Below are 23,955 nucleotides of genomic sequence, written 5' to 3' on the forward strand. Positions count from 1 at the left end.
TAAAAGCTGTTAACTCTAGCAAAGCAATTGTTTTTATTAATCAATCAACCCTAGTAAGCGAGGTAAAAACTCACTTATGGCAGGTAAATAAGTCACCAACATAAGCACCATAAACATCACACAATACAAAGGCAGCATTGGCTTAATGATTTTATGAAGCGAAGTTTTTGCTACAGCGCAACTGACAAACAATACACTACCAACCGGCGGCGATACCAAACCGATTGATAAATTAAGCACTATCATTACCCCAAATTGCACTGGTGACATGCCAAACTGTGCGGCAACAGGCAAAAAGATCGGAGTAAATATAAGCACAGCAGGTGTCATATCGATAAAAGCCCCCACTAATATTAAAATGAGATTGATTAATAACAAAATTAGTAATGGGTTATCACTTAAGGTTAAGAAAAATTGACTCACCATTTGCGGAATATGTGAATAGGATAAAACCCACGACATCGCACTAGAAGCGGCAATGATGAGCATCACGATTGCCGTTGTCTCACAGGCTTTTAGTAATAGTTTAGGTAACTCATCTAGCGATAATTCTTTATACACAAAAACAGCTAAAACCAGTGCATATAATACAGCGACAGCCCCGGCTTCTGTGGCTGTGAATACACCTCCTATGATACCGCCAATAACGATTATGATGAGTAGCAAACTAGGGATGGCTGCAATCACTTTTTCTAAAACTAAAGCAAGTGGTAAACGAGCTGCTACGGGGTAGTTGTTTTTTAAAGAATAGATGGCGCAAACCAACATCAGTGTTAAGCCCAGCAAAATACCTGGTAAATACCCTGCAACAAACAGTGCCGCAATCGACACACCGCCACTTGCTATAGCATAAATAATTAAGATGTTACTTGGCGGTATTAGCATACCCGTGGTTGCTGCGCTGGCCGTGACCGCGGCGGCGAAGTTTTCGCTGTAACCGTGCTTTTTCATTTCTGGCACCATAAAGCTGCCTATCGCCGATGTGGCCGCTACTGCTGAACCAGAAATTGCGCCAAACATCATACAAGACATCACATTGACCAGCGCTAGACCGCCCGGTAAAAAACCGACCATAGCCATAGCTGATTCAATTAAACGTCTAGCAATGCCCCCTGCCCCATGATCAGACCCGATAGAATAAAAAACGGAATGGCCAGTAGTGCAAAGCTGTCTATTCCCCCTATCATTTGCTGCGCAATAGTCGTTGCCGCTGGGGTAAAATCCATGTGCAAAACCAGTGCTAACAACGTCGACAGAGCAATACTAATCGAGATCGGTACATTGATTAGCAGCAGTGTGAAAAAACAAACAAGCAACAACATGGCTGTCATTTCCATTATTCTTGCTCCTGTGTTTGTCTAAAAAAATAAATGATATTTTCAATGCAATTAAATGTGATGAGTACGCCGCTAATTGGCAAAGCAGCGTAAATAAACCCCATATTGATCCCCAGTGCAGCTGAACGTTGATCTAATGCAAAGCTTAAGTTCATCAACATACCGCCTCCATAAACTAATAGGCTGAGCGCGGTAATCAGTACTGAAAACTCAATTAAAAATGAACACTTACGACGTATCGTTGGAATCATCTTTTGATAGAAAAGATCAAGCCCTAAGTGCGCTCGGGTACGATAGGCATACGAAGCACCTAAAACGCCAATCCACATAAGTAGAAAGCGAGCAAGTTCTTCAGTGTAAGAGTTAGGAGACCGCAAAATAAAGCGTGAGAACACCTGCCAACTAACGACTGCAACAATGGCAAACATCGCAACAATTAATACCCATTCAATGAGCTGATTTATTTTCGCGTTAAACTCTTTCATAACGCCTCCTGCATCGCTTTTATTGCCGCAATTTGTGCAGCGATAGGCGTGCCTTTGAATGAAGCATGAAATGGCGCTACTTTATCTTGAAACACTTGTTTATCTGGGTAAATAACCTCAACACCCGCATCAACAACGGCCTGTAATGCCTGATCAGATGCTGATTGCCATAAGTTACGTTGGTAAGTAACAGAATCTTGCATTGCTAACTTCAGCCAGTGTTGCTGCTGAGTCGTTAATTGCTGCCAAACCTTTTGACTAGCAACTACTATGTCAGGCACAAAAGTGTGTTCATCTAGAGTGTAATATTTCGCAATTTCATAATGACGGGATAAGTAATAGCTAGGTGGGTTATTTTCTGCACCATCGACAACTCCTTGTTGCAGCGCAGAATAAAGTTCACCCCACGCAATGGGAGTGGCAGCGCCACCTAAAGACTGCACAGTAGCAATAGCCATTGGGCTAGTTACAACTCTAATTTTGCTGCCAATTAAGTCATCGGGCGTTCTAATAGCAGCATCTGTTGTGTAAAAACTGCGACTACCCGCATCATAATAGCCAAGCCCTTTAAGTCGAGCTACAGCTAGGTCATCAAGCAATTTTTGCCCAAGTTGACTATTAAGTACTTTCCAAAAGTGCTCACTATCGTTAAATAAATAAGGCACCCCAAATACTTTCATTTGAGGCACAAAGCCTTCAAGTGGGCTTGACGATACTTTTGTCATCGACAGACTACCGATTTGTAATAGCTCTATTAACTCTCTTTCCGTGCCTAATTGTGCTGCGGAATAAATCACAATTTCCATTTGATTATCAGAGTAATAAGCTAAACGCTCTGCCATATACTCCATGGCTTGATGGGTAACATGGCGAGTATCTAATGTATGCGCCATTGTTAAGCGAATAACCTTGTTGTCGTCACTGCAAGCACTGATAAAAAGTAAACAGCAGCAGATAAATAGCGTGCTCAGAAGATTTTTATGCATTGTTGTGTCTTCTTTGTGTGTTCAGTTGTGTGTTCATGTTGTCTTATATAATCCTTTATATTTCATTAAGGTACACGGCAATCCAAGCTATGACCTGCGTAACCATTTAAAAATTTATGTGAGTTTTAAATGGAAAGCTATAACAAACGTTAATTATATTACTTATTTGTTAAAGGCCAGTTTTGACTACCGGTAGCAAATTGTCAAATCTTATTTGCCACCGGTGGCAAAATTAACTACTATGTTCTGTAATACACTGTAACAATGCTAATAGCGGGCACAAAAATGCAAACTTTAAATCGTGAAAACTTTAATAAAAACAAATATCCAACGAGTATAATGCAGTTTGGAGAAGGCAATTTTTTACGTGCATTTGTCGATTGGCAAATAGATAAGCTTAACGAACAAACCGGTTTAAATGCCGGTGTTGCTATCATCAGACCCATCGACTACGACTCGCTGCCACTTCTTAATACACAGGATGGCTTATATACCTGTATTATTCGTGGTATCAATGAGCAAAACCAAGCTGTTTCTGAGCAGCGTATTATTAGCTGTGTTAACGAAGAAATCCCTGTTTACAAACAATTTGACAGCTATTTAAAGCTTGCTGAGAACAGCGACCTTAAAGTCATTTTTTCGAATACGACAGAAGCCGGCATTGAATACATTCCCGAGGACAAGTTATCTGGTACACCTGCAAAAGCATTTCCTGCAAAACTAACGCAATGGTTATTCCACCGCTTCAAGCACTTTAATGGTGCAAGCAGCAGTGGCATGATCATAATTCCTTGCGAACTTATTGATTATAACGGCGAAAAGCTTAAAGAGATTGTATTGCAGTACAGTCAGTTATGGGATTTACCAAGCGAGTTTGTGAACTGGCTTAACGAGCACAATCATTTTTGTTCATCTCTCGTTGACCGTATTGTGACTGGTTTTCCGCGCGATGAACATCAAGCTTTACAGCAACAATGCGGTTATTACGACAACTTCATGGTAACAGCAGAATACTTTCATTTATTTGTGATCCAAGGGCCACAGCATTTAGCTGATGTATTACACCTTAAAAGCAGTGACTTAAACATTAAGGTTGTTGACGATATTGCGCCTTATAAGCAGCGTAAAGTGGCTATTTTGAACGGTGCGCATACTGCTATGGTTCCACTTGCCTATATGGCAAATATTGATTCGGTTGGCGAGGCTCTCGCTTCACCTCTTCTTGAAAAATATGTTACTAAACTGATATTTGATGAAATCATCCCTACTCTATCCTTGCCTAAAGAAGAGTTACAGGTTTTCGCTAATGACGTTTTAAACCGCTTTAGAAACCCTTATATATGTCACCTACTGATGTCTATTTCATTAAATAGCATGACTAAATTCAAAACACGCCTGTTACCTCAATTAGAGCAATATATTAGCGACAACGAAACTGTACCACCACTCATCGCAACAGCCTTAGCTGGGCAAATATTGTTTTATCGTGGCGAGCGAAATGGCAACAAAATTGAATTAGCCGACAATCCAAAGTGGTTGGCTTTATTCAACGAGCAATGGCAACAACATCAGCAAGGGTCAATAACAACCTATGAGCTAGTAAGCTCAGTGTTAGCTGCAAACTGGCATTGGGATAAAGACTTAAATGAAATTACAGGCCTTACAGAAAAAGTGACTGAGCAACTAAGTCTAATGTTATCAAGCTCAGTTGAACAAACGCTTGTTAACTTATTGGAATCATAACCATGAGCAGACTATTACGACTTCATAATACTGATGATGTGGCCATTGCCTTACAGCCAATCAATGCAAATGAAAGAATCGAATTTGAAGGCTTTTCTTTTACCACGTTAGAAGACATAGATAAGGGTCATAAAGTTGCGCTTAAGCCGATTGCTAAGGGTGAGCGAGTCATTAAATATGGCGCCCCAATTGGTTTTGCACTTGAAGATATTAATCCTGGCGCATGGGTGCACACACATTGCATCAAAACAACGTTACATGATGAATTAACATACCAATATCAGCCAGAGTTCGTTGCACAAGCCCCCGAGGAGCCATCACCTGAGGTTAACATTTACCGTCGTGCCAATGGTGAGATTGGTATTCGCAACGAGATATGGTTGATCCCAACCGTTGGCTGCGTGAATGGCATGATAAAACAAATGAAAGATGAGTTTTTACGTAACCATGCTGACCTTGAAATTGATGGCGTACACATATTTCCACATCAATTTGGCTGCTCACAGTTAGGCGATGATTTAGAAACCACAAAAGTTTTATTGCAAGATATGGCCTTACATCCTAATGCCGGTGGCGCGTTAATCGTTGGTCTAGGTTGCGAAAATAACCAATTAGCTGCTTTTAAAGCGGGTTTAGGTGAAATAGACGAATCACGAATTAAGTTTTTAATTTCACAACACTCTGATGATGAAGTTGAAGATGGCGTAGCTCTGCTAGAAGAAATCTACAGCGTTGTTAAACACGATAAGCGGGAAACCGGCAAGCTCAGTGAAGTAAAATTTGGCCTTGAGTGTGGAGGCAGTGATGGCCTATCTGGGATCACAGCCAACCCTATGCTTGGCTACTTCTCTGATTACTTAATCGCTCAAGGGGGCACGACAGTCCTGACGGAAGTCCCCGAAATGTTTGGTGCAGAGACATTGCTCATGTCTCGCTGTAAAGATGAAGAGACCTTTAATCAACTTGTCAGCATGGTTAATAACTTTAAAGGTTATTACAAAGCACACAATCAGCCTATTTACGAAAACCCATCTCCTGGCAATAAAAAAGGCGGAATTAGTACATTAGAAGATAAGTCGTTGGGTTGTACACAAAAGGCTGGCACAAGCAAAGTACAGGCTGTGCTTGAGTATGGTGAACGCTTAAGTGTCGCTGGTTTAAATTTACTTAATGCACCGGGTAATGATCCCATTGCCACCAGCGCACTTGCCGCTGCAGGCTGTCATATTGTGTTATTCACAACCGGTCGAGGTACGCCTTATGGTGGCTTTGTGCCGACTTTAAAAATTGCTACTAACTCAGAGCTGGCAAATAAAAAAACGCGCTGGATAGACTTTGATGCTGGTGTGCTAGTCAGCGGTAAAAGCATGCCTGAAGTGCATCAGGAATTTGTCGATTTATTAGTTGAGGTAGTAAACGGTAAGCCAACTTGCAACGAAATAAATGATATTCGTGAAGTCGCCATTTGGAAAAAAGGAGTCACTCTTTAATGCAGGCTAAAAAAGTCGCCATTATTGGAGAATGTATGGTGGAATTGTCTGGCGAGCTATTCACAGCCATGCAGCAAAACTTTGGTGGTGACACCATGAACACCGCAATTTACCTAAAGAAATTAGCGGGCGAAAGAATTGATGTTTGTTACTTCACTGCCATGGGTGAAGATGCATTAAGCCAAGCTATGATAGCTCGTTGGCAGGATTATCAAATAAATTGTGACTTTGTTCTCAAAGATAAGCAAAGACATGCTGGCCTTTATATGATTCAAACAGACCAACATGGCGAGCGTTCTTTTCAATATTGGCGCAATAATTCTGCAGCAAAGCACCTTGTTCAGCAGCCCAAATTTTATAATATCATCAATAAGTTAACTGAGTTTGATGCTGTTTATTTATCAGGTATTAGTTTGGCAATTTTGTCCCCAGATGATTGCTATGCATTACTTAACGAGCTGACAAACTTAAAGCGCGCAGGTGTAAAAATAATTTATGATAGCAATCACAGGCCTTCGTTATGGCATTCGATGCAATACTGTCAGGATATTAATAAGCGGATGGCGCAATTAGCCGACCTAGCTTTGGTAACGTTTGATGATGAAGCAATGATTTGGAGTTGCAAAGATATTTCAGCTTGTAGAGAGTGGCTTCATGAATTAGGCGTTAAAGAACTTGTAATTAAAGATGGTGGAAATGGTTGCCAATACAGTACTTTAGAGCAGCAAAGTGCAACGCATTATCCTACCAATAAAATTAATAAAATCATTGATACAACAGCTGCAGGAGATGCATTTAATGCTGGTTTTTTAGCTGCTTGGCTGCAGGATCAGGCTATTGAAAAATGCGCAAAACAAGGAAATTATATTGCAGGGCAAGTCATTCAGCACTACGGCGCTATCGTTGAGATAACAACCTAAGTTTTACTAAAATAAGGTTTAACCACCAATTAACTTAGTGGTTAAACCTGCAAATACGAAAAACTTAATAATTATTTAAAAGTTAAAGCCTAGAGAGACCCAATAACGTCGACCATCTTCAACATATCCGTATTCAGCTTCAGTGATTTCTTTATCAAACAGATTATAAACACCAAACCCTAACTTAATGCTGCGGCTTAAATCGTAGTTACCACCAATATCAGCCAAGGTGTAATCTGGCGCAATTAAGCTGTCTTGCGACGGGCCTGTTGTCGGCTGGCTTTCTTCGCCGCGGTAATGAACACGCAGCCACGTACCTAGCTTATCAACCGGGCGCCAATTAACTGAAGTTTGTAAAATATGCTTAGGTAATTGATTAAGTGGGCTGCCTTTGTATTCACCGGTTTTTTGCTCAGAATCGGTGTAAGTGTAGTTGGCACTGACATCAAGCTCACTGGTAATGTCGTAAGATACTGATAACTCAAAGCCTTGTGTAACGGCTTCATCCACATTGACATAGGTCGTTGGCATTGAACCAAACTGGTTTGGTCCATCAGTACACTGGGTGAATGGGCACGAAATACGGGTAATTTTATCTTCAAATTCGTTGTAAAAAACTGTGCTTGAAAGTGATAAATCACGGCTAGCATCATAGTAGATACCCATTTCGTAGTTTACTGATTTTTCAGGGCTTAAATCTGGGTTACCGTAAATATTACCACCTCGGCTCACTTGCCCCCACAGTCGCGGTAGATTGACGAATATTCGGTGCTCTAAAGCCTGTTGAGATGCCGCCTTTCACCGTCAATGATTTAGTCGCTGTATACACACCATATAAACGCGGGCTGAAATGGCCTGAAAAATTGCCATCATGGTCATAACGAAGACCGGTAGTGAGTTTAAACTGCTTCGTTGCTGCCCACTCATCTTCTGCAAATACTGACCACTGCTCGTTCTCTACATGCGTTAGATCACTAATTTTGTTACTTGTGTAATCATCAAGCTGTTCTTTTAAATAAGCTGCACCAAGTGTTGCGTTGTGATCAGTAAATGGCAGCGTCCAGCTGGTTTGCGCATCGGTATTCTCGACGTACATTTCGCGCGAAGTATTATCAAATTTATCGTACTTTAAGTAACTGCGTGATGAGCCAAAATCATAAAAACCGTTATGGCTTAGTGAGTAGCTTTCTTGGTCGTACTCTGTGGTTGATGACTCTGGGCAACCATTACGGCCGCAACTTTCACCTTCAGCTAAAGGAGCAACTGTTTTACCTAATGTTTCGTCAAGTTTTTGTCTTGCAGAGCCTACTTCCAGCATGATTTCGTGGTTATCAGAAGGCGTTAAGATAAACTTCGCTTTGATATTGCTTTGCTCTTTGCCACGAAATCCGGCTTCAAAATCGTCTTCATCACGCTTTGAAAATTGACCTGATAACTGCATACCTAATAACTCAGGAATTAAGCCACCCGCAGTAAAGAAACTGCCTTGGTTGATATTACCCGAGTCACTTGATTCTTGAATCGTGCTATCTAAACGCAGTTCGCCGTACCATTTTTCTGGTGTTTTACGGGTAATAATATTAATAACACCACCAATTGCATCTGAGCCATATAGTGAAGACATAGGACCACGAATAACCTCGATACGCTCAATCGCTGAAATAGGTGGAGTCCATGCCCCTTCTATACCTGGGCCATCACTGTTTGGACGAGTTTCGCGTGAGGTTTGGCGCTGGCCGTCAATTAAAATTAAAGTATATTGACTTGCCATACCACGAAGACTGATATCTTTTCTGTCGCCACCACCGGTGACAACTACACCGGGAACGTCGGTCATTGCATCGGTTAGATCTCGGTAAAAACGTTTTTCAAGCTGCTCACGGTCAATAACACTGATACTGGCTGGTGCCTCTTTAAGCATTTGCTCGTAACCGGAAGCCGATACAACTATGACTTCCATGTCTTGTTTTTTGTCATCAGCGTATGCAAAATGGGAAAGACCTGCTAACACAGCAGCGGTGAGTGGTAAAACAGAAGAAACAACCCTCGTCATAATAATACTCCGTGACTTTTTATTTATAAATGATAATAATTAGCGTTTGCATACTAATGAGAAGTCCCAATTTTCACAATTTACGATTTCTTAAAACTGAATTAAGAAGGCCTGAACCATGAATTCCAAGCTGATAAAAACATTGCGTGTATTTTCTCGTACTGTTGAAACGGGCAACATGAGCAGCGCAGCTGCAGAGTTATCGATGACCACATCGGCTGTCAGCCAACACATTAAGCAATTAGAACAAGAAATCGGATTAAGCCTATTTAACCGCAGCCCCCGCGAACTCACGTTAACCGAAGCGGGCCACCTGTATTATCAAAGCTGTTTAAAAATACTGGCACTGGCGGATCAGGCCAGTACGCAATTGCAACAATTACAAAATAAGCCCAGTGGCGAGCTCAAATTAGTTGCGCCGGTGGGATTTGGCGGCGGCCTATTAAGCGAGCCATTAGATCGCTTAATTAACGAGTTTGATGATTTACGTATTCAGCTAATTTTGACTGATGAGCCAATTGATATGATCAAATGCGGCGCTGACCTAGCGATTGCGATTGGCCCATTAACTGACTCAAACCTCGTTGCTCGTAAATTAGCAACTTGGCCGTTAAAGCTATGCGCTCATAAAGACCATGCAATTAGCAAACTTGATAAAGCCAGCTGGGAAGACCTTGGTAACTTTGCCCGTATCGCGCACAGCAACGCCGACAGTAATGCGTTTAACCCGTTAACACTGGCAAGTAAGCCGTTACCGAAAGCGAAGATCACCGTAAATAATATGCAAAGCTTAATTAAATTAGTGTGTGATGGTGTTGGCTATGGCGTGCTACCAGAGCCAGAAGTAAGGCATTTATTAAAATCGAAAGAGCTGGTTGAAATTGCACCCGAATGGGCAATGCCAAATTACACTGTTTATGCCGTAACACCTGCCAGAGACAGCTTAGCGGCAAAAACAAAAACTGCCATTGATACGTTAAAACTGTGCTTTAACCATGTGTCTAAGCAAGTTGAGTTAGTTGATTAAGACGCTACAAGGATAATACCCATTTGCCGTATGCGGATGGGTATTATCCAAATTAGCGTTAACCCAGCGCCAGCCAAACGCCCACACACATCATTAGCGCGCCAGCAATACGGTTTAACCACTTCACATTATCGCCTTTATCTAAAAACAGCCTTAAGCTCTTTCCGCCTGTTGCGTAAATCAACATACAGATAAATTCGCTCAGCATAATAATGCTCACTAATACGGCAAGCTGAGGGGCAACCGCTAAATCAACATTAATAAAAGGAGGGAGTAAAGAAATCATAAATGCCCACCCTTTTGGGTTTGCAATGGCAGTGATATAACCCTGCGAGAATAATTGCCCACGACCAATTTGTTGCTGTGTATCATCGTAAGGTTTAAAGCTGGTTTTAGCGCGCCACATATTAACACCTAAGTATATTAAGTACGCGCCACCTAGGTATTTTAAAAAGGCAAATAACTCAGGGTAATTAAGCATAATACTGGCAACCCCAATCACCGCAGCAATGGCTACCGTGGCTACACCTAACACTTCGCCGACCATCATCCACAGCGTACGTCTGACGCCTACACTCATCCCTAACGTCATGGCGAGCGTCATACACATACCAGGTGTAATAGAAACAAAGAAAAAGGTCGGAATAAAAACCGCGAGTACTGCTAAATCGAGCATAAATGCAATCACATGTTTATTGCTTAAAAAGAGAAAGCGATTAAATCACATTCACTTAAATAAGCAAACAAACACGCGATTGCTAACAGGCTTATAAAAACATACCGCCCGATGCTTCAATACGTTGTCCGGTTACCCAACGGTTTTCATCACCAAGTAGCTGCGCAATCATAGGACCAATATCATCAGCTTGGCCAACGCGTCCCATGGCTGTAAATGAACTCACTAATTGCGCAACATGCTCATTATCACGAACAGCACCGCCACCAAAATCAGTGGCAATTGCGCCCGGCGCAACAACATTCACGGCAATATTGCGACCAGCAAGTTCTTTTGCCATGTATTTGGTTAATACCTCAACGGCCCCTTTCATGGTGGCGTAGGCCGCTTTTCCTGGTAATGCAAAGCGTGTCAGCCCTGAAGATAAATTAATAATACGCCCGCCATCATTGATCATCTCATGCAATGTTTGCGTTAAGAAAAACACCCCTTTTACATGTACATTCATCAAATTATCAAACATAGCTTCGCTGGTATCAGCAAATGCACTGTCACTGCCATGGCCTGCATTATTAATTAAATAATCAAATCGAGACGTTTGCCATTGTGTTGTTAAGGTACTTTCAAGTGTTTGTTTGAATTCAGCAAAACCTAATATATCACTCACATCAAGTTGAATGGCGACGGCTTTTGCCCCCAGAGCGGCTACTTCCTCTACAACCTGCTGTGCTTCATCTTTATGGCTTCTGTAAGTAAATACACAATCAATGTTTTTACGTGCCAAACTTAAAACTGTATTTTTACCTAAACCGCGATTACCACCAGTGATCACTGCAATTTTGTTGCTCATCGTGTTTACCTTTTTGCTTTGAAGTAATTGTGAGCAACCAGTATATTTACACTGCAAATCCAGATAAACCATGTAAAATTGAATTAACTGTTCGTAAATAAAAAACAATCATGAATGAACTAAATGCCATGAAAACCTTTGTTCAGGTTGCCGAGTTAAAAAGCTTTTCGGCTGCAGCACTTGCACTGAGCATGCCTAAATCATCTGTCTCGCAGTTGGTCAAACAACTCGAAGATACGTTAGGTGCTCGGCTTTTAAACCGCACAACAAGGCGAGTTACGCTTACTAATGAAGGCACAGTTTTTTATCAGCGCTGCAAAGATATGCTTGCTGATATAGACGAACTACAAACCCTATTTCATAAAAAAGACGAAGCGTTATCAGGGCGTCTTAGAGTAGATATGCCACAGCCAATTAGCAGACGTTTAGTGCTGCCGAATCTAGATAGCTTTTTATCTGCACACCCGCAATTAGAGATTGAACTGAGTAGTTCTGACAGACGAGTTAACCTAATTGAAGAAGGCTTTGATTGTGTAGTGCGAGTCGGTCATTTAGTAGATTCATCGCTGATTGCGAAAAGAATTGGCCACTGCCCGATGATTAACTGTGTAAGCCCAGGTTATATTAAAAACTATGGCAACATCACAAAACTTAGCGAATTAGCCGAGCACTACATTGTTCGCTATAGCCAAACACTCGGCCAACTTGACCCCGGCTTTGAGTACCAAGATACACAAGGCGATTGGCAAACCCTGACCATGAAATCGCAGCTCACAGTCAACAATACGGATGCTTATAAAGCAGCGTGTTTAGCAGGGCTTGGCCTTATTCAAGTGCCTCGTCATGGGGTTCTCGACGAGCTCAGCCGTGGTGAACTTATCCAAGTTTTACCTGACTATAATTTGCCACCCATGCCTATGAATATCGTCTACCCAAATCGACGCCATTTACCAAGGCGCACCCGAGTGTTTATTGATTGGTTAAGTGAGCAATTAAAACCGATTACGCAGAGTTAGTGTTACGTCAATGCTCGGCTCATTGTTAAATCGATTCTTTTAAAGCGGCTTCTAATAATAACAAAAACACTACCGTTAAAATAAAAATCCCCGCTTAAAGGGCGGGGATTTTTTATATAAGTAACTAAATAATTACTGAGTGACACCTTCAGCGGCAACTGGCTCTGCGGGTTTTTCGTCACTTAATAAGTATTTATCTAACCACTGCTCTTGCTCCCAAAGTACATGCAGCAAGCTCTTACGAGCACGATAGCCATGCGCCTCATAAGGTAACATCACTAAACGGGCTTCTTTACCTAAGCCTTTTAATGCAGCATACATACGCTCACTTTGCATTGGGAAAGTACCCGAGTTTGGATCTTCTTGACCGTGGATCATCAGCATAGGCTCATTGATTTTCTCAGCGTGGAAAAACGGTGACATAGCCGCATACACATCTTGCGCTTGCCAAAAATCACGCTCTTCACCTTGGAAACCAAATGGCGTTAGGGTGCGATTGTAAGCACCACTGCGGGCAATACCGGTTTTAAATAAGTCGCTGTGCGCTAATAAATTCGCCACCATAAAGGCACCATAAGAGTGACCGGCAATCGCAATTTTGTCTTTATCTGCCACACCCTTTTCAACAAGTACATCTACCGCAGCCTTAGCACTTGCCACCAGCTGCTTACGGAATAAGTCGTTCGGCTCTTTACCGTCAACACCCACAATTGGCATTTTCGGGTCGTCAAATACAGCAATACCTTTTGCAAGATAAGGCATTGGTCCCCAATAACCGATATAAGTGAACTCATAAGGCGATTCGCGCATTTGTGACGCAACGGCTTTATCTTTGTATTCAAGCGGATAAGCCCACATTAGAACTGGTAACGGGCCTTGAGTTGAGTCATAACCAGGCGGCAAATAAAGCGTACCGCTAAGCTCAACGCCATCATCACGCTTGTATCGAATTAACTCTTTAGTCACTCCTTTAAACTCTGGGTAAGGGTGCTCAAAAGTCGTAAGTTGGGTCAGGGTTTTATCGTCTAGGTTGCGAATAAAGAAGTTAGGTTGCTCAGTTTTAGATTCGCGAATAGTAATTAAACGCTCACCTTTGTCATCAAGCATGGCACGCACACGCTCATAATATGGCGCTTCTGATTGCCAAACGCGTGTTGTGGTATTGGTTTTTACATCATAACGGTCTAAAAACGGAATATTGCCCTGTTCAGAGGCACCATTACCACGTAAGAAAAGATAACGCCCACCAACGACTTTTAATACGTCAGCGCCTAAATCATTCTTTTCATAAATTGGGTAACCTGGATCTTTATAAGCATCGTTATAGCTGCGCTCTGAAAATAGCACGCGGTTTTTATCCGCATTACGCGGTTGAATTACAAAGACGCGCTCTTGTCGGTCGCTAAAGCGCCACTCAGATAACAAAGCAACATTGCCATTGCCCCAAGCGATTGAATCAAATCGGCGTTCGACTTTAGCAAATAACTGTGCATCACGTTTAAAAGGTGCTCTTAGACTATAAAGGTGATCGTGATAAGGCACGTCGGTTTTCATATCGCCGCCGTCTTGCGCTTCTGCCCAAATGACCTCAGCCCCTTGATCTGCTCGCCATTGAAAATCACGGCGACCAGTACGCACACTGTCATAGCCTTGTGGAATGTTATCAGCTAAAGGCTGCTTCGCAAGCTCTGCTAGCGTATAGCCACGCATGCCCCAAATTTGCCAAGTTGCAGCAAATCGGCTGTAAGGCACTTGATACGAGAAAGGCTCATCAATCATGCCAACCAAAATATTGGTAGAATCAGGCGAGACCGAAAATGATTTAATTAAGCCCGGTTGACCAATTGGTTGGCCTTGACCACTGAGTGGAATATAAGTCAATTGGCTTTGTGCAAAGAATTTAAATTGCGCTTCATCATATGGGCTAGTTAGCAAGTTTTGATAAGTACGCGCAGGTGCTTTTTCACCACTGCTTTGTTGGATAACCGGCACGACTTGCGTGCTGTCATTGCTGATGCGCGTTTTACCAATATTGACCGCGGCATTAGCAACAATGGCGCTACTATCTGGCAGCCAAGTGTAAGGTGTGCTGGTTAAAACCGAGTTCAGCGAGGTATCACTGAGTTGGCGGGCTTGTTTAGTACTTACATTATAAACCCATAGATTAGCACTCGTTGCTTGCTCAACCACAAACGCCAAGTACTGGCTGTCGCTTGACCAACTTGGTGAACGTAAAATACCGTTTGGCAAACCCGATACAACAATTTCAGAACCGGTTTCGACATGCTTAAGCACTAAAGATGTAAATTTATTTCGTTCTCTCGAGCGCGAGAAATTAGCTGGATTAAGCTTAATCCCCGCTAGCTTTAACTCTTCTTTGGCTAAGTCTTGTAAGGTATCGATGCGTTTTCTATCAAATAACGCCAACCACTGGCCATCATTCGATAAATAACTACTCGGCGCAAGCTTAGCATCAACCACAGCAGCCAGTGCAGGCGATGGGGTTTGATAACCTTGATTGGCAAAACTGGGTGTGCAAACAACTGCGCCAATGACCAGCGCAAAAAGCAATTTGAATGCTTTCATGTTCGTTCCTTTTTCGTTTTTATTTTCTATTCTGTAAACAAGTAGAACATGTTTGCAGCATTTCATAAAGAGTTTCGAGTCTTTTAGCAGCCAATCAGTGACTTAAACTGCTAAATTACGCTAAAATAAAAGCACTCTATTCACCACTTTTTGCTAATAAAAATGAAAAAATCGACAGGCAAAGTCACAATTTGGGATGTTGCTGAACAAGCGCAAGTTTCAAAATCAACCGTGTCTTTGGTCCTTACCAACAGTGATAAGGTCAGTAAAAAAAGTAAAGAAAAAGTACTGGCTGCCATTGATAAGCTTGGTTATGTATATAACCGTGATGCTGCAGCACTTCGCAGTAAACGCTCAAACCTAGTTGCGTTGGTTATAAACGACTTAACCAACCCCTATTCAGCTCAGCTTGCTGTTGGTCTCGAAAAACACATTTTTGAACTTGGCATGCTGCCAATGCTGGTGAATATTGCAGAGTGTGTAGAAAGACAAACCCAAGTGGTAAAAACCTTAAAAGAGTACAACGTTTCGGCGTTCATCATGTGTCCGGCTCCGGGCACACAGCAGCAGTGGCAAGATGATTTAATAAATAGCGGCTTTCCGGTTATTAATATCATGCGTGAAATTCCGTTTTCAGCAGCGCCGTGTATTTTGCCTGACAACAAAAAAGGCACGCACATTTCAACCAGCCATATTTTATCACAAGGCATTGAAGAAATTGCCTTTTTAGGCGGCACCGCAGAAATATCTGATTACCATGAACGGTTAAGTGGTTTTTTGTCTGCGCTTGAGCAATTTAATATCACCGATGAAAAACCCGTTATTCAAGCGCCGACAAATCGTCAAGGTGGCCGAGAAGCCTTTAATGCCCTTATAGAGCAAGCGCCAAATACCAAAGCCATTGTCTGTTTTAATGATGTGATTGCCTATGGCGCGATTGAAGCAATGCGTCAACACGGCCTCGAGCCGGGTCAAGATATCAAAGTTATTGGCTTTGATGACTTAGAAGATTCGCGCTTAATGCTGCCTTCTCTTTCAACCATCGCCATTAATGCCAATGAAATCGGTAAACGCACCTGTCAGGTGTTAAAAGAACTCTTAGATAAATCAACACCCCCAGTTCGCACTTTGGTGGATGTTAACTTAAAAATACGAGACTCAAGTCAATGAAAAAAGTGTTAGTGGTAGGCTATGTATGGCCTGAGCCTAATTCGTCGGCAGCCGGCACCCACATGATGTCACTCCTGCGCGCCTTTCGCGCAGAAAACTGGCAAGTCGAATTTGCAAGCCCAGCGCAAAAAACCGAGCACATGGTGGATCTCAGCGAAGATGGCATTACCACACAGGTCATTGCTTTAAACTGCTCAAGCTTTGATGAGTACGTGCAAGCGTATAACCCCGATATTGTGATGTTTGACCGCTTTATGATGGAAGAACAGTTCGGTTGGCGAGTCGATAAATACTGCCCTAATGCACTTAAGATTCTTGATACCGAAGATTTACAGTGCCTAAGAAATGCCCGTCACGACGCTCATAAAGCAGGTCGAGCATTCAGCCATAGCGATTTACACAGTGATATTGCAAAACGAGAAATCGCAGCTATTTTACGCTCAGACATTAGCTTAATTATCTCTCACTACGAGATGCTGCTGCTCAATGATGTTTTCAAAGTCGATAGCTCCCTACTTCACCACTTACCATTTTTGGTTGATTTACAGCATATTCCCACCAGCACCAAAGCATTTTCTGAGCGCAAACACTTTATGACCATAGGTAATTTTCGTCATGCACCAAATTGGGACGCTGTCTTGTACTTACAACAAATTTGGCCGCTAATCCGCAAACAATTACCTGATGCCGAACTCCACATTTATGGCTCTTACCCGCCACCAAAGGCGACAGCCCTTAACAATCCGAAAACCGGATTTTTAATTAAGGGCTGGGCAGATGATGCCTATAAAGTAATGGAAGATGCCCGTGTGTGTTTATCGCCACTGCGTTTTGGGGCGGGGATTAAAGGCAAGTTACTCGAAGCGATGATCATGCAAACGCCAAGCGTAACAAGTCCAATTGGTAGTGAAGGCATGCATCAAGACGAACCATGGTCAGGCGCAATCTGTGAAGATGCACAGCAATTTGCTGATGCAGCAGTGGCACTTTATCAAGATGAAGCTCTGTTTACCCAAGCACAGCAAAATGGCCAGCTGTTATTGCAAAAATATTATGATAAATCAAAACTTCAGTCGCAGTTAATCGCTAAAATCACCGCTATTAGTGAGTCATTAGCACTGCATAGAGAGCTAAATTTTACAGGCCAAATGCTCAAACATCACACCATGCGTTCGACCCAATATATGGCGCAGTGGATTGAAGCAAAAAATAAGTAATTTTGCCGTAAATAACACTAGACATAGCGGCTTTTGCCGCTAAAATCGCGCTGGTCAATTTAAGCGATATAGTCTTGCTACTAGACTATATCTTATTGAATTTTGGTCTATCCTTAACTGAACAATTTAACCTTTGGTTCAAAACGCCTTTGAAAACCGCAACGTTTACTGAAAAACGAAAATTTATCGTGAAGCTTGGCAAAATGCTTCATAAATACGGTACACCTGCATACCGACTAGAAGCGCACTTAATGGAAGTTGCGACTTACCTCGGCTTAAAATCATCTTTTGTTATGTCGCCAACATCTGTCACCTTTGTTATTTGGACAGATGGTCACGAAGAAGAGTACACCCATGTTGCGCGTGTTGATCCGGGCGATCACGACTTAGGCTCGCTGGCAGATACCGATGACTTAGTAAACAAAATGCTTAACGGTGAGCTAACGCTACAAGAGGTCGATAAACAACTCGACATCATTTATAACCTGCCAAACCCATATAATAGATTTATGACCGGCGTTGCTTTTGCAACCTCTGGTGGTGCATTTGCCATGTTAATGGGCACAGGCTGGAATGATGTATTTTGGTCAGCACTGATCACCTTAGTGGTGTATTTGTTTGTGCTTTGGTCAACACGCTCAAAACGCGTTGCGCATATGCTTGAGCCTTTAGTTGCCATTGTTTCTGCAATTATCGCGTGTGCGGTCAGTGTTTACCTAGATGCCGAAATAAATATACGATTGGTGGTGCTTTCAGCCATCATTGTGTTTATACCCGGTTTAGCATTAGCACTTGGATTAGCTGAGTTAGCAGCAAGGCACTTGGTGTCTGGTACAGCACGGGTGATGGACTCATTCATGCTGCTGTTTAAGCTGTATTTTGGTGCTTTCATTGGTATTGGTATTGGTTTCGCTATTTTTGGTCAAGCAGACTACGTGCAACCAGAGCCTTTACCAAAATGGACCGCATGGCTTGCTATATTCATGCTCTGTAGCAGCCTAATTGTCATTTTTAGAACCAAACTAAAGCATGCGGGTTGGTCTATTGCTTCTGGCTTCATCGCGTATGGCACAAGTATTGGTTCAGCCATGTATCTAGACTACACATTGGGCACATTTGTTGGCGCTTTATCTGTTGGGGTGTTCAGTAACTTGTTTAACCGTGTTGCTAATGCACCAGCTTCTATTGTAGCCATGCAAGGTTTAATTGTATTAGTACCAGGAAGTAAAACCTATATTGGTTTGAACTCTTTAATTGAAGGTCAAGATTTCGTTTATGCAGAGCATATAGGCCAACAAACCTTCTTGATATTTATGTCATTAGTCGCGGGGCTTATCTTTGCTAACGTCGCGCTGCCACCGAAGAAAAGTCTATAACGTACTAAGCCCGAGTTTCTCGGGCTTTTTGTTTTAGTTAAAGATTAGGTTAATTTGGATACACTTGTTTCCAATCTTTTTTCATATCTACGACAAGCCAACCTTCATACTTTGCTTGATTTAAAGCTTCATCGAGCCTACCTACATGAGAGTGCTTGTCATAAGCCCACTCACGCAAAGCATCCGTATGATGAATTAAAGCACTAAACCTAGGTCCTTCTCCAGCAGCCGTCCATTCAAGCATGGCGCGGTCACCATCCGAATTACCAAAAGCAATAACAGGTCGCTTTCCAATAGCTTGATAAATACCAACTGGTTTGCCCTCTTTATCATTAACAAAATCAATTCTATCTAAATGAAAAACCTGTGGTTTACCATCAATAACCCGGTACTCACTGGCAAACCTACTCCCGATTATTTGTTCACTGGGTATACCATACACTTCAAAAGCCCACACACGCATAAACTCGACACTCCCGCCAGAAACAATAAACGTTTTATATTGGTGTTGTTGTAAGTAACTCAGTAATTCAAGCATAGGTTGAAAGACCATTTCAGTATAAGGCTTTAATGTTGTTGGGTGGACAGAATCATTAATCCATTGATTTACTCGCTCGCGAAATTCACGACTACTGATCCCTGTATGCGTTTGTTTTACAAGCTCCAGCAATTGTTCCTCTGATAAGCTACTTGGTATGTTATTTTTTAAAATATCGCTATATGGCTGTTTTGTTTGCCATGTTGGATTTTTAGAAGCTTGTTGCTTAACTTGGTCTAACGCAAATAGCAATTGAAAGTAAGCGGGCTGTTCAGACCATAAAGTTCCATCATTGTCGAATACAGCTATTCTATCGGCTACAGGAATAAAATTATCAGAGCCAATCGTCGTTGTTACTTTTACAAACTCAGTTATTCTGCTCTTTGCAGACTCGTTCCAACTAGCAAGTTCAGATGTTGCATACGCAGGCTTAAAAAAATGAGCACACTAATAACAGTAAAATATTTTTCATTAAAAATTCCCTCTTTTATTTTCTGATCTTCTTGTTATCTTAGCGCTATTATAAGATTCAAGCCAACACAGTCATTGCTTATACAAAGCTATCTAAGATAAGCTGCTATTGATGTAGAAAAATAAAAAGGATTTATTCAGTGATGAGATTGGCTTGGCTGTTATGCAGCTTTTTCGCATTTAGTGCATTTGCAGAACCTCAGTGTGTGAACTGTCATCAAAGCCAAGTTGAAGACTGGCAAACATCCCATCATTTTCATGCTATGGAACAAGCCACTCCCGCTTCGGTGCTTGGTAATTTCAACGAACAAACCCTCGACTATCAAGGCCAGCAAGCGCGCTTTTATCAACAAGACCAACAACTATTTATAAGCATGCCAAACCTTGATGGCAAGCTGACCGACTACCCTGTTTTATACACATTTGGTTATGAACCATTGCAGCAATACATGTTTGATATGGGTCAAGGCCACATTCAGCTGTTTCCATTTGCATGGGACTCGCGCAGTAAAGCAGACGGCGGTCAGCGCTGGTTTGTACTGCATCCTGAGCAGAAAAAACACGACCTATTTCATTGGTCTCAAAAAGGCCAAAACTGGAATCACATGTGTGCCGATTGCCATTCAACAGATTTCAAAAAGCAATTTGACCTTAAAACGAATAGCTTTGATTCAACTTATTCAAGCATTAACGTGAGCTGTAAAGCGTGCCATGGCGATACACAAGCTCATTTGAAATGGGCTGATGGCGATAGCAGTATTGCCGATAAGGGCTTTACGCATAATATTAAAAAGCAAACCCCACTGTTTACTCAACAAGCCGATGGCAGTATGCAGAGCGTGCAGCCTCTAGTAAAAAGCGAGCAAGTGCAAGTGTGTGCAACTTGTCATGCTCGCCGCTCACAACTTGACGACCGCAAAGACCCTCACAGTTTTTTACAACGCTTTCAAGGCTCATTACTGACTCCTGAGCTTTATCACGTTGATGGTCAAGTGTGGGATGAAGACTATGTTTGGGGCTCATTTTTACAAAGTAAAATGTTCAATGCAGGGGTAACATGTAGTAATTGCCATAACCCTCATTCGGGTAAATTAAAGCTGCCGGGTAATCAAACCTGTACGCAATGTCATAGCCAAGAGGTGTTCGATACGCCGAAACATCACGGTCATAAAGTGGCAAGTACAGGCAGCCAATGTGTTGATTGTCATATGCCCACTACTACTTATATGCAAGTTGATGCAAGGCGCGACCACAGCTTTCGGGTACCGCGCCCAGATTTAACATTAAAAACCAATGCCCCAAATGCCTGTAATAGCTGCCATGAAGATAAGACACCGCAGTGGGCGGTTGGCAAAATAAAAGACTGGCATCCTCATTCAAAACACCTTGGCACTGCGCATTTTTCTGAAGCATTTTATGCCGCCGATAACCGTTTACCTAATGCCTCAACCATGTTGACCAAAATCGTACAAGATAAAGGCTTTCCTGACATTATCCGCGCTTCAGCATTAAGCCGATTAGCTGCAAGCCCAGATAATAATGCCGTTGTTGCGATTGCTCGCTCAGTAAAAGACAGCGAGCCATTAAAACGCCAAGCGGCCATTGAAGCGGCGATGCCATTTGATATCAATCAGCGCTGGCGCCTATTAAACTCTCTTTTAGACGATGAACATTTACCAATCAGAGCCGAAGCTTCAAGAGCACTAGCGGCCATGTTAATCCAGCCTTTTCCGGCGGGTCTTAATGAGCAAGACAGCAAGCGTTTAAATTCAGCCCTTGATGAGTATAAAGGCATTCAACAATACCAAGCCGAGCGTGGCTATTCCCACACCAATTTAGGTAATCTGGCGCTCACATTACAAAAGCCTGAGCAAGCCAAAACACATTACCTGCAAGCAATCAGTGTTGAGCCTATTTTTGCTCCTGCTTATGTTAATTTAGCTGATTTATACCGTAATCAAGGCGATGAAAAAGCGGCACAAGCCATCTTAAAACAAGGCTTAGAGGTTAACGCACAAAGCGGTGATATTCATTATGCCCTTGCAATGAGCCTTATTCGCACAAAACAAAAAGACACGGCCCTTAACCATTTACAGAGAGCCGCACAGTTTGCACAAGAAAATGCAAACTATCAGTTTACCTACGCGCTACTATTACAAGATTTAGGCAATATGCCAGCGGCAATATCTGCCCTTGAGCGCGCCTTTAATCTAACCCCTAATAACCCAGATATCAGCTACAGTTTGGCGCAGTGGTATGTGGCAGAAGAGAACTACAGCCAAGCGTTGTTTTATGCCAGAAACCTAGCACGCTTGGTACCTGGTAACCAGCAAATTGAGCAGTTTGTGAAACAGCTCGAAATGATGAATAGCATTAATCAATAAGTATTAAAAAAGGGCCTAATAGGCCCTTTTCAACTTAACTTATGGTTAATAATTAATGACCATGATTTAATGCTTTTGCTTTTTCAATTGTCTCATTAATATTTAAAGATGCCGACTCTTGACGAGGCGGAAACTCTACAAATGTTTGAACATGCTCCGTTAATTTAGCAATAATAGGTTGCATCAACCAACTTTTACGCATGATTTGATGAAACCCTGTTACGCCATCATAGTGCTCTAATGGGTCTTTACGCAGGTTAAATAGTTTAGGCATACTATGCGTTACCATATCATCGTAATATATTCCTGTTGGCTTCGTTGCAAAGTGCATTTTCCATGGACCAAAACGTACCGCTGTAAGTTGTGACTCATAGTAATAAAAAAGTAATTACGTGCTGATTCATCAGACTTACCTGTCCAGTAAGCTAGGTTGTTTTCACCATCAATATACACTTTGTCTGACTTTTTAAGTTTCTCACGTAAGTTCTTTTCACCAAGGGCCGCAGCAATGGTTGGGAAAACATCTTCATGCGAAGAAATACCATTTAGTTTTAAGCCTTTTGGTATTTTGTTTGGCCAACGAACTAAGAAAGGCACACGTACACCGCCTTCCCAAGTTGTCATTTTTTCACCGCGGAATTCAGTTGTACCTGCATCAGGCCAGCTTGATTGCTCAGGGCCATTATCACTGGTGTAAATAACAATGGTGTTATCAGCAATTTTTAGCTCATCAAGTTTATCAAGCAATTTGCCTACGTGGCCATCATGCTCCATTAAACCACTACCAAATACGTCTTCTTCCGAACTAATGCCCGTCGCTAAATGACGGCTTTCTGGTTTTAAGTGAGTGTAAACATGCATACGGCTCGTTGCATGCCAAATAAAGAATGGCTTTTTGGCTTTAACTGCACGCTCCATAAAGTTAAGTGAGCGCTCTAACACTTCTTCGTCAAAAGTTTCCATACGTTTACGAGTAAGTGGGCCAGTATCGATGATTTTGCCGTTGGCGTAAGATTCGATAACACCACGTGGACCAAATTTTTTCACAAACTTAGGATCTTTCGGGTAATCCGCTTGTTCAGGCTCTTCGGATACATTGAGGTGATACAAGTTACCGTAAAATTCATCAAAGCCATGCTTTGTTGGTAAGTGTTCATCTAAGTCACCTAGGTGGTTTTTACCATATTGCGCAGTCATATAACCGCGATCTTTTAAAAATTCAGCTAAGGTAGGATCGGCTTCTTTTATGCCAAGTGGGTTACCTGGTTGGCCCACTGTTGTTAAGCCTGTTCGAATTGGTAATTGCCCCATTAAAAACGCAGCACGCCCTGCTGTACAACTAGGTTGTGCATAGTGGTCTGTAAACAATGCACCTTCGTTAGCAATGCGATCAATATTAGGGGTTGGGTAGGTCATACCGTGCGAATATGCACTGAGTGAGATTGGCGCAACGTCATCAACCATTATGGCTAATACGTTTGGTTTATCTGCAGCAAGGCTTACCGTTGAAACTAAGCCACAAATAGCCGCCGCTATTAGTTTTTTCATAAATCATCCCTTTTCATTAATAGTACTTTTTACTCCAGAAGAGCAAATTCAAGTATAGATTAAAAAACAATCCAGTCTAGTA

General features: G+C 42.1%; 17 protein-coding genes and 2 pseudogenes. 9 read left to right on the top strand and 10 right to left on the bottom strand.

Features of this window, described 5'->3' with window-relative positions; translation table 11 throughout:
* Nucleotides 1-36: 36 nt before the first annotated feature.
* From P4S60_RS19900 to P4S60_RS19910, 3 genes and pseudogenes are all read right to left on the bottom strand, one after another.
* A pseudogene (locus tag P4S60_RS19900) lies at nt 37-1,337 on the bottom strand (TRAP transporter large permease).
* Nucleotides 1,337-1,822, bottom strand: coding sequence for a TRAP transporter small permease (locus P4S60_RS19905; protein ID WP_054562500.1), 486 nt, complete (start codon nt 1,820-1,822; stop codon nt 1,337-1,339). Before P4S60_RS19905 ends, P4S60_RS19900 begins: the two are co-directional and overlap by 1 nt.
* On the bottom strand, nt 1,819-2,808 hold the full coding sequence (locus tag P4S60_RS19910; protein WP_337117227.1) for a TRAP transporter substrate-binding protein: 990 nt from the start codon (nt 2,806-2,808) through the stop codon (nt 1,819-1,821). The genes P4S60_RS19905 and P4S60_RS19910 overlap by 4 nt, the downstream gene beginning before the upstream one ends.
* Before the next feature lie 285 nt (nt 2,809-3,093).
* Here P4S60_RS19910 and P4S60_RS19915 point away from each other — a divergent pair, with 285 nt between their 5' ends.
* The 3 genes from P4S60_RS19915 to P4S60_RS19925 are packed head-to-tail and all read left to right on the top strand — an operon-like array spanning nt 3,094 to nt 6,961.
* Nucleotides 3,094-4,551 carry a tagaturonate reductase gene (locus tag P4S60_RS19915; protein ID WP_337117228.1) on the top strand — a complete coding sequence of 486 codons (1,458 nt, stop codon included), beginning with the start codon at nt 3,094-3,096 and terminating at the stop codon, nt 4,549-4,551.
* A 2-nt stretch (nt 4,552-4,553) separates the two neighbouring features.
* A complete protein-coding gene (locus P4S60_RS19920) occupies nt 4,554-6,041 on the top strand; it encodes a UxaA family hydrolase (protein ID WP_337117229.1) in 1,488 nt (495 codons plus the stop codon).
* Nucleotides 6,041-6,961: a sugar kinase gene (locus P4S60_RS19925; RefSeq protein WP_337117230.1), complete on the top strand. Its 921-nt coding sequence runs from the start codon at nt 6,041-6,043 to the stop codon at nt 6,959-6,961. The genes P4S60_RS19920 and P4S60_RS19925 overlap by 1 nt, the downstream gene beginning before the upstream one ends.
* Nucleotides 6,962-7,036: 75 nt before the next feature.
* On the opposite strand, the pseudogene P4S60_RS19930 reads toward P4S60_RS19925, so the two are convergent.
* Nucleotides 7,037-9,014 (bottom strand): annotated as a pseudogene (locus P4S60_RS19930) (ligand-gated channel protein).
* Nucleotides 9,015-9,132: 118 nt separating this feature from the next.
* Here P4S60_RS19930 and P4S60_RS19935 point away from each other — a divergent pair.
* Nucleotides 9,133-10,041, top strand: coding sequence for a LysR family transcriptional regulator (locus P4S60_RS19935; protein ID WP_337117231.1), 909 nt, complete (start codon nt 9,133-9,135; stop codon nt 10,039-10,041).
* A gap of 58 nt (nt 10,042-10,099) precedes the next feature.
* On the opposite strand, the gene P4S60_RS19940 is transcribed toward P4S60_RS19935, so the two are convergent.
* A complete protein-coding gene (locus P4S60_RS19940; protein ID WP_337117531.1) occupies nt 10,100-10,717 on the bottom strand; it encodes a LysE family translocator in 618 nt (205 codons plus the stop codon).
* 91 nt (nt 10,718-10,808) lie between these two features.
* The gene (locus P4S60_RS19945; protein ID WP_337117232.1) at nt 10,809-11,567 is read right to left on the bottom strand and encodes an SDR family NAD(P)-dependent oxidoreductase; all 759 of its coding nucleotides are present in this window, start codon (nt 11,565-11,567) and stop codon (nt 10,809-10,811) included.
* Between the two features lie 110 nt (nt 11,568-11,677).
* On the opposite strand from P4S60_RS19945, the gene P4S60_RS19950 reads away from it, so the two are divergent.
* Nucleotides 11,678-12,583, top strand: coding sequence for a LysR family transcriptional regulator (locus tag P4S60_RS19950; RefSeq protein ID WP_337117233.1), 906 nt, complete (start codon nt 11,678-11,680; stop codon nt 12,581-12,583).
* A 132-nt stretch (nt 12,584-12,715) separates the two neighbouring features.
* Here P4S60_RS19950 and P4S60_RS19955 read toward each other — a convergent pair whose 3' ends face one another.
* The gene (locus tag P4S60_RS19955; protein ID WP_337117234.1) at nt 12,716-15,169 is read right to left on the bottom strand and encodes a S9 family peptidase; all 2,454 of its coding nucleotides are present in this window, start codon (nt 15,167-15,169) and stop codon (nt 12,716-12,718) included.
* Between the two features lie 162 nt (nt 15,170-15,331).
* On the opposite strand from P4S60_RS19955, the gene P4S60_RS19960 reads away from it, so the two are divergent.
* From P4S60_RS19960 to P4S60_RS19970, 3 genes are all read left to right on the top strand, one after another.
* Nucleotides 15,332-16,339 carry a LacI family DNA-binding transcriptional regulator gene (locus P4S60_RS19960; RefSeq protein WP_337117235.1) on the top strand — a complete coding sequence of 336 codons (1,008 nt, stop codon included), beginning with the start codon at nt 15,332-15,334 and terminating at the stop codon, nt 16,337-16,339.
* Nucleotides 16,336-17,556 carry a glycosyltransferase gene (locus P4S60_RS19965; protein ID WP_337117236.1) on the top strand — a complete coding sequence of 407 codons (1,221 nt, stop codon included), beginning with the start codon at nt 16,336-16,338 and terminating at the stop codon, nt 17,554-17,556. Before P4S60_RS19960 ends, P4S60_RS19965 begins: the two co-directional genes overlap by 4 nt.
* Before the next feature lie 149 nt (nt 17,557-17,705).
* Entirely contained in the window at nt 17,706-18,932 is a 1,227-nt protein-coding gene (locus tag P4S60_RS19970) for a threonine/serine ThrE exporter family protein (RefSeq protein ID WP_082873990.1), read from the top strand.
* Nucleotides 18,933-18,981: 49 nt separating this feature from the next.
* On the opposite strand, the gene P4S60_RS19975 is transcribed toward P4S60_RS19970, so the two are convergent.
* Entirely contained in the window at nt 18,982-19,845 is an 864-nt protein-coding gene (locus P4S60_RS19975; protein WP_337117532.1) for an HAD family hydrolase, read from the bottom strand.
* A 239-nt stretch (nt 19,846-20,084) separates the two neighbouring features.
* Between P4S60_RS19975 and P4S60_RS19980 the strand changes: the two genes are divergently transcribed.
* Nucleotides 20,085-22,325 (top strand): tetratricopeptide repeat protein, encoded by a 2,241-nt coding sequence (locus P4S60_RS19980; protein ID WP_337117533.1) that lies wholly within the window; start codon nt 20,085-20,087, stop codon nt 22,323-22,325.
* Between the two features lie 52 nt (nt 22,326-22,377).
* Here the strand turns inward: P4S60_RS19980 and P4S60_RS19985 are convergent, their stop codons facing one another.
* A complete protein-coding gene (locus P4S60_RS19985) occupies nt 22,378-22,656 on the bottom strand; it encodes a hypothetical protein (RefSeq protein WP_337117238.1) in 279 nt (92 codons plus the stop codon).
* Entirely contained in the window at nt 22,608-23,873 is a 1,266-nt protein-coding gene (locus tag P4S60_RS19990; protein WP_337117239.1) for an arylsulfatase, read from the bottom strand. The genes P4S60_RS19985 and P4S60_RS19990 overlap by 49 nt, the downstream gene beginning before the upstream one ends.
* Between the last annotated feature and the right edge of the window lie 82 nt (nt 23,874-23,955).

This window comes from Pseudoalteromonas sp. Hal040 (assembly GCF_037162425.1).
Classification (GTDB): Bacteria; Pseudomonadota; Gammaproteobacteria; order Enterobacterales; family Alteromonadaceae; genus Pseudoalteromonas; species Pseudoalteromonas gelatinilytica.

Excerpts from the sequence above, each read along its gene's own strand:
- P4S60_RS19905 (WP_054562500.1), bottom strand. The coding sequence starts at position 1,822 with ATGAAAGAGTTTAACGCGAAAATAAATCAGCTCATTGAATGGGTATTA.
- P4S60_RS19910 (WP_337117227.1), bottom strand. The coding sequence starts at position 2,808 with ATGCATAAAAATCTTCTGAGCACGCTATTTATCTGCTGCTGTTTACTT.
- P4S60_RS19915 (WP_337117228.1), top strand. The coding sequence starts at position 3,094 with ATGCAAACTTTAAATCGTGAAAACTTTAATAAAAACAAATATCCAACG.
- P4S60_RS19920 (WP_337117229.1), top strand. The coding sequence starts at position 4,554 with ATGAGCAGACTATTACGACTTCATAATACTGATGATGTGGCCATTGCC.
- P4S60_RS19925 (WP_337117230.1), top strand. The coding sequence starts at position 6,041 with ATGCAGGCTAAAAAAGTCGCCATTATTGGAGAATGTATGGTGGAATTG.
- P4S60_RS19935 (WP_337117231.1), top strand. The coding sequence starts at position 9,133 with ATGAATTCCAAGCTGATAAAAACATTGCGTGTATTTTCTCGTACTGTT.
- P4S60_RS19940 (WP_337117531.1), bottom strand. The coding sequence starts at position 10,717 with ATGCTCGATTTAGCAGTACTCGCGGTTTTTATTCCGACCTTTTTCTTT.
- P4S60_RS19945 (WP_337117232.1), bottom strand. The coding sequence starts at position 11,567 with ATGAGCAACAAAATTGCAGTGATCACTGGTGGTAATCGCGGTTTAGGT.
- P4S60_RS19950 (WP_337117233.1), top strand. The coding sequence starts at position 11,678 with ATGAATGAACTAAATGCCATGAAAACCTTTGTTCAGGTTGCCGAGTTA.
- P4S60_RS19955 (WP_337117234.1), bottom strand. The coding sequence starts at position 15,169 with ATGAAAGCATTCAAATTGCTTTTTGCGCTGGTCATTGGCGCAGTTGTT.
- P4S60_RS19960 (WP_337117235.1), top strand. The coding sequence starts at position 15,332 with ATGAAAAAATCGACAGGCAAAGTCACAATTTGGGATGTTGCTGAACAA.
- P4S60_RS19965 (WP_337117236.1), top strand. The coding sequence starts at position 16,336 with ATGAAAAAAGTGTTAGTGGTAGGCTATGTATGGCCTGAGCCTAATTCG.
- P4S60_RS19980 (WP_337117533.1), top strand. The coding sequence starts at position 20,085 with ATGAGATTGGCTTGGCTGTTATGCAGCTTTTTCGCATTTAGTGCATTT.
- P4S60_RS19985 (WP_337117238.1), bottom strand. The coding sequence starts at position 22,656 with ATGCACTTTGCAACGAAGCCAACAGGAATATATTACGATGATATGGTA.
- P4S60_RS19990 (WP_337117239.1), bottom strand. The coding sequence starts at position 23,873 with ATGAAAAAACTAATAGCGGCGGCTATTTGTGGCTTAGTTTCAACGGTA.